The sequence below is a fragment of the Methanomethylovorans sp. PtaU1.Bin093 genome (assembly GCF_002067275.1).
In the GTDB taxonomy this organism is placed as follows: domain Archaea; phylum Halobacteriota; class Methanosarcinia; order Methanosarcinales; family Methanosarcinaceae; genus Methanomethylovorans.
This window is the reverse complement of record NZ_MVQX01000001.1, coordinates 1-5,010: the sequence shown is the minus strand read 5'-3', so window position 1 is coordinate 5,010 and position 5,010 is coordinate 1. Positions and strand designations below refer to the sequence as shown.

Annotated in this window: 5 protein-coding genes; 3 read left to right on the top strand and 2 right to left on the bottom strand. The window is 46.5% G+C overall.

Going from position 1 to position 5,010, the window contains the following annotated elements:
- Positions 1 to 208 precede the first annotated feature (208 nt).
- From A4E24_RS00020 to A4E24_RS00015, 3 genes are all read left to right on the top strand, one after another.
- Positions 209 to 940: an NAD-dependent protein deacylase gene (locus A4E24_RS00020; protein WP_292350591.1), complete on the top strand. Its 732-nt coding sequence runs from the start codon at positions 209 to 211 to the stop codon at positions 938 to 940.
- A 420-nt stretch (positions 941 to 1,360) separates the two neighbouring features.
- Positions 1,361 to 1,498 carry a hypothetical protein gene (locus tag A4E24_RS10735; protein WP_367121117.1) on the top strand — a complete coding sequence of 46 codons (138 nt, stop codon included), beginning with the start codon at positions 1,361 to 1,363 and terminating at the stop codon, positions 1,496 to 1,498.
- Between the two features lie 171 nt (positions 1,499 to 1,669).
- On the top strand, positions 1,670 to 3,436 hold the full coding sequence (locus A4E24_RS00015; protein ID WP_292350589.1) for a disaggregatase related repeat-containing protein: 1,767 nt from the start codon (positions 1,670 to 1,672) through the stop codon (positions 3,434 to 3,436).
- 100 nt (positions 3,437 to 3,536) lie between these two features.
- On the opposite strand, the gene A4E24_RS00010 is transcribed toward A4E24_RS00015, so the two are convergent.
- Together A4E24_RS00010 and A4E24_RS00005 are read right to left on the bottom strand one after the other, a co-directional pair.
- Positions 3,537 to 3,869: a P-II family nitrogen regulator gene (locus tag A4E24_RS00010; RefSeq protein WP_292350587.1), complete on the bottom strand. Its 333-nt coding sequence runs from the start codon at positions 3,867 to 3,869 to the stop codon at positions 3,537 to 3,539.
- A 9-nt stretch (positions 3,870 to 3,878) separates the two neighbouring features.
- A partial coding sequence (locus tag A4E24_RS00005) for an ammonium transporter (protein WP_292350585.1) occupies positions 3,879 to 5,010 on the bottom strand: 1,132 nt, incomplete at its 5' end.

Sequence of the window (5,010 nt, the reverse complement as noted above, 5' to 3'; positions counted from 1 at the left end):
TTCCCTTCCTGTTGTAACGTATAACCCTTCTCTGACAGTAAAGCAATAGAAGTGTTCTTAGTTGCGTGTATTTAACAGCTGTGCAATAAAAGATAGGTAAGTTCCATCGGTGGATGTGTCCAATCCCATGATGGTATCTAGGGAGTGAGAGAAGGGGCTGCGTGAGATCGGGTAAAAGATATATACCCATCAGCAACAATCTCTCTTTATGCATCAGCTTCTCTCCCTTATGCATAGTTCCAGTCACTGTGTGTTCCTCAGTGGTGCCGGTATCTCCACACTGTCAGGTATACCTGACTTTCGGGGTAGCAAGGGCATATACAAGCAATTCGATGCGGACAAGATCTTCGACATCCATTACTTCCGCAAGGACCCTGCATATTTCTATACTCATGGAAGAGAGTTCATCTACAACCTGGAAGAAAAAGAACCCAACATTATCCATAAAATGCTGGCTAAACTGGAAGAAGAGGGGATGATGAGGTCGATAATCACCCAGAACATTGATATGCTGCACCAGAAGGCAGGCTCTAGGCGGGTCATAGAGATCCATGGTTCTCCTGCACAGCACACTTGCCTGCATTGCGGCAAAAAATTCCCTTATGAGCTTATTTCCCCCATTGTACACGGACCGCAGGTCGTCCCAAAATGTGACGGATGCGGAGGTCTTGTTAAACCGGATATTATCTTCTTCGGAGAAATGCTGGACCAAAATGCCCTATCTCAGGCAATTTCCGAAAGTTCGAAGGCCGATCTGATGGTTGTGGTCGGCTCGTCCCTGGTGGTCCATCCGGCAGCATCCCTGCCCCTGAACACTGTAAAGCATGGTGGAAGGCTGATCATAGTCAATAACATGCCTACACCGCTTGATGAGTACGCTTATCTCATATATCCTGACCTTGAAGCAGTGTTCAGGTACCTGGAAAAAGAGATCCAATAAGCATTTCATTGTTTATCATTCTTATAATTGAGGGAAATGTAATACTCTTTCATCTTCCCTGAGATGTCATAGATCTTCAGGATAACATTATCACTATTCTAACTGAAAGGTATGAGAAAAACCAGATCACTGCACTCATCACAATAATTTTACATTTTTATGTCTTCAGAAAAAACAAAATTTAAACTTATAACTATATTATTATTTGCGTAATTTTTTCATAAAGTATTTATAGGCCTTCTTCCTATACTATACATGGGGGTATCCACTAAGGTAACTATAAGTTTGCTATAACTGGTGGAGTGGGTATGTATTTGAATAAGATCAGGTAGATCGATCTAATCTGGGATTTACCGCTGTTTCTGTTATTGACCGTAGGAATAAGCACCGCTTTTTGCTGTAGACGGGAGCTATACATACATTGGTCAGGGGCAGGATCTTGTTGGACTAGATCTCACTGATGTGTCTGATCCATCAGAAGTAGGGAGAATAATATCAGTAGTATTTGATGTTACCACAGAAGGCGATTATGCTACGTATCCAGTGATGGTCTTTTGATTGTGGATATCAGTGACCCCACATTTCATTTTATTTTTATGTGTAAATGAAGAGTGGGACATATGGATAGAGGCGTTTAGTAAAATGAACAATAAAATAAGAAATTTCATAAAAACAAGGGTAAAAGGCAGTAAAATAACAATATTATTGGCGGCCTTAATTCTATTTGCGATGATACCCACAGTAGTGCAGGCAGTTGCTCCTGCAGAACAGTGGAACAAGACGTTTGGTGGAACCTCGGACGATTCTGCAAATTCAGTTCAGAATACTTCGGATGGGGGGTACATACTAGCCGGAACTACTTCTTCTTATGGAGCTGGTGGATCTGATGCCTGGCTGATCAAAGTTGATAGTAGTGGCAACCAGATATGGTATAAGACATTTGGCGGAATGTTGGACGATGGTGCAAACTCGGTCCAGCAGACCTCGGATGGTGGATACATCATAGCAGGAGCTACTGCTTCCTATGGAGCTGGGGGTACTGATGAGTACGGAAGGGCTTATAGCGATGCCTGGTTGATCAAAGTTGATAGTAATGGTAACCAGACATGGAATAAGACATATGGCGGATCAAAATATGATCATGCTTTTTCAGTTCAGCAGACTTCGGATGGAGGATACATTATAGCAGGCGATACAAACTCTTCCTATCCAGATAGTCTTATTATCTATAGTCCAGGTTGGTTGATCAAAGTTGATAGTGATGGTAATCATCAGTGGAATACAACTTTTGGCAAAACAGCCGATGGTTTTGATTATCACGTATTATCCGTTGATCAGACTTTGGATGGGGGATACATAGTAGTAGGCTGTGTTGAGATGCCAACTTCAGTTGCGGATTTCTGGTTAAGCAAAGTTGATAGCGACGGCAATCAGATATGGAGTAAGACCTTTTCAGGAGCCACAGGTGCTTATGATTTTGCACATTCAGTTCAGCAGACTTCTGACGGAGGCTATATACTCGCAGGAGAAATGGGGGGTGATCTAGGAGATCCGAGTACTGCCTGGCTAGTCAAAACTGATAGCAATGGTAACGAAACATGGAATAAAAGGTTTGGTGGAGGATCTGAGTTTGATGATGCGGTTTGTGCATATTCGGTTGATCAGACGTCTGACGGAGGATACATAATAGCAGGTACTATCAGACCTTATGGCTCTCACACCTACAGTGTCTGGTTGACCAAAGCTGATACTAATGGTAACCAGCAGTGGACCAAGCAGTTTGGCGGTTCCATGTCTGATTCTGCAGGTTCAGTTCAGCAGACTTCGGATGGAGGATACATCATAGCAGGAGCTACTTCTTTATACGGAGCTGGTTCCGCAGATGCCTGGCTGATCAAAGTCGCACCTGAAACACCTTCGGTGCCTGTGACCCTGACTCCAACCTACGACAATAACCTGCGTGAGTCTTCTGCATGCGCAGTTCTTTCCACTACACCCTATATCGACGTCGGGAAAAGCAAATCCCGTGCCAGGGATGTGATGTTGTTCGATCTTAGTATGTATGATAAAAATGATACAATATCCCAGGCAACTCTGTCACTATACTGGTACTATCCGGCCGGCAAGACACGCACTTCTGACACTGTAGTGGATATCTACAGGCCAGGGACGTGGAACCCGAAGTATGCGACCTGGTATTACCACGATTATCGCAAGGCCTGGAAACCAGTGGGTGGAGCGTGGTTCGATGTAAATGGCATTGCCCAGGGAACTGCTCCATACGCTTCAGTAACCTTCCCTGCTGGTACGGTACCTGATAACAAGTACTACGAATTCGATGTCACACAGCTTGTGCAGGAATGTGTAAGCGGTACGTATGAGAACACCGGTTTCTTCCTCAAGGCAAAGACCGAGGGCAATAATTACATTGCTTTCTACAGTTCGGATTGGTCAAATGCCGACCAGGGGCCGAAGTTGACCGTGACAAAAGCTTGAATGGTTTGAATGTGAGCGATACCATTTCGCTCCATTTCGTTTATTTTTAAATAAAAATAGAGAATAAAGATAGTAGCCGGAATCATCCGGCCATTAGGCATTATTCTCTGGTTTCATCGTCCGTTCTGATGGCAGCAGCCAATTCCACAGGAGATACAAATATCCGTCCATCGCCAAACTTGCCTGTACGGGCAGATCTGCGGATGATTTCTATGATGGGGCGGACATCTTCGTCCTTGACCACCATGTCTATCTCCATCTTGGGGATCATGTCCACTTCTATTTTCTTACCCCTGTATTGGAGGCATATCCCTTTCTGAGAACCTCTGCCCTTTACCTCGTATACGGTCATGGCGAAATATCCCTGCTCTGCCAGGGCGGCCTTAACGTCGTTAAGCATCTCCGGGCGTATGATCGCATTGATCTTCTTCATGATATCACCTCATCCCTTCGTGGATTCTCCATGCTGTGAGATGTCCAGTCCCACATATTCCTCGGTTTCTGTCACCCGCAGTCCCATGGTCTTGTCTACTATCAGGGCAATTATGTATGTTACCACGAAGGCGTATGAGATCGCAACACCGGCATCCAGAGCCTGTATAAGGAACTGGTCCACATTGCCGTATATGAGACCGTTCACACCTCCGATGGAAGCAGTTGCAAATATCCCTGTTGCAAGCGCGCCCCACAGACCGCCCATGCCGTGGATGGCCCAGGCGTCCAGGCTTTCGTCCAGACCCTTCTTCACACGGAAGAGCAGCATCCTGTAGCACAGCACGCCCGCGGTCCCGCCTATTGCTATCGCTGCCATGGGTCCGACGAATCCGCATGCAGGGGTTATTGCTACCAGGCCTGCCACGGCACCGCTTACCATTCCCAGGGAACTGGGCTTACCCTTTGCCCATGAAGCAAGCATCCAGGTAAGAGCACCGGAGGCCGCTGAAATGTTAGTTACTACAAAAGCGTTCGCTGCCAGACCGTTGGCTGCAAGTGCACTGCCTGAGTTGAAGGCGAACCATCCGAACCACAGGAGAGCGCCACCTATCAAGGTAAGTGAAATGTTCTCCGCTTCCATGCTGAATTTGCCGAACCCCGATCGCTTCCCGATCACCAGGGCCAGAGCAAGGGCGCCGAATCCGGAACTAATGTGTACTACAGTGCCTCCTGCAAAATCCAGAGCTCCAAGCTGCGAAGCCCAGCCACCACCCCATGCCCAGTGGGCCAGGGGATCATATACAAGGGTGGTCCACAGCACGCCAAGTACTATGAAAGAGCTTAGCTTTATCCTCTCTGCAACACCGGATGTGAGAATTGCAAGTGTGACCCCTGCAAACACCAGCTGGAACACCATGAACAGCATGTCAGGTATCCCTTCTCCGTCCAGTCCTACTCCATTAAGGCCAAAGTGCTCAAGGTTTCCTATAAAACCAGAGATGTCTGGTCCGAAGGCCAGGGAATAACCGGCTGTTACCCACTGGATGGTCACTACTGCAAATGCAATGAAAGACATTGCGATCATTGAAATGACGTTCTTGTTCCTTACCATACCGCCATAGAACAAACCCACACCGGGA